The 758-nt window shown below is 40.1% G+C and carries 2 protein-coding genes; both read right to left on the reverse strand.

The window, feature by feature from the left end; all coding sequences use genetic code 11:
- A partial coding sequence (locus tag AC1DRQ_RS31965) for a condensation domain-containing protein (protein WP_477430250.1) occupies positions 1 to 484 on the reverse strand: 484 nt, incomplete at its 3' end.
- 9 nt (positions 485 to 493) lie between these two features.
- Positions 494 to 758 (reverse strand): hypothetical protein (locus AC1DRQ_RS31970; RefSeq protein WP_477430252.1); only part of this gene is annotated, 265 nt, incomplete at its 5' end.

Consider the following 758-nt stretch of genomic DNA (forward strand, 5'->3'; position numbering starts at 1 on the left):
AATCATATTCCTCTACAGGTATCTCAACTTCCCGGTATACACATTGTACCGGGATCCTGAACTTGTCATAATAAAACCCGCTCCGTAATATACTGTGTCCCGCTACCAACCGCGCCCAGCTACGAACAAACGAGGACTTATCCAGCCCGCTCAGACCAAGACGCATCTGCTGTACATATGCCCCTTCACCTGACGAATACAAACTCTCAAACAATATACCTTCCTGTAAACTGCTCAAACGGTATATACTTAAGACATTCTCTGAACGTTTTTTATCAGTTTGTTCTTCATTCTCAGAAATATATTTGATTAAGGCTAGCTTATGTTGTTTAATATAATTTATAACTTTATTATTATTCTTTATGGCATTTATGGACTCTGCTGTTACTTTTTTTCTGTCAGCTTTTAAAATAAGATGCCCGTTCTCAACAATTAAATAAAAATTGAGCTTCCCTATATAATTTATAAATTCTTTAGTTTCCATTATCTTATCTTAAAATTTAATAATATCATCTAACTCCCCATTGGACTCCTCATCCAGGAAAGCATCCAGCTCCCGGTAACTCATCGCATCACTCAATCCATAATCCGACGGACTCCGCTGCGACCCCCGCGCTGACTGCTCGACACAATGGCTGATCAGTAACTCCAGTTCGCCTATATATTGATCCCCCAGCGAAGCGATCGTAGAGGATTCATACTGATTACTACTATAACTCCACCGAATCACCAGCTCACCATCCATTACTATGCCCGTA

The organism is Mucilaginibacter sp. P4_E8 (assembly GCF_056401495.1).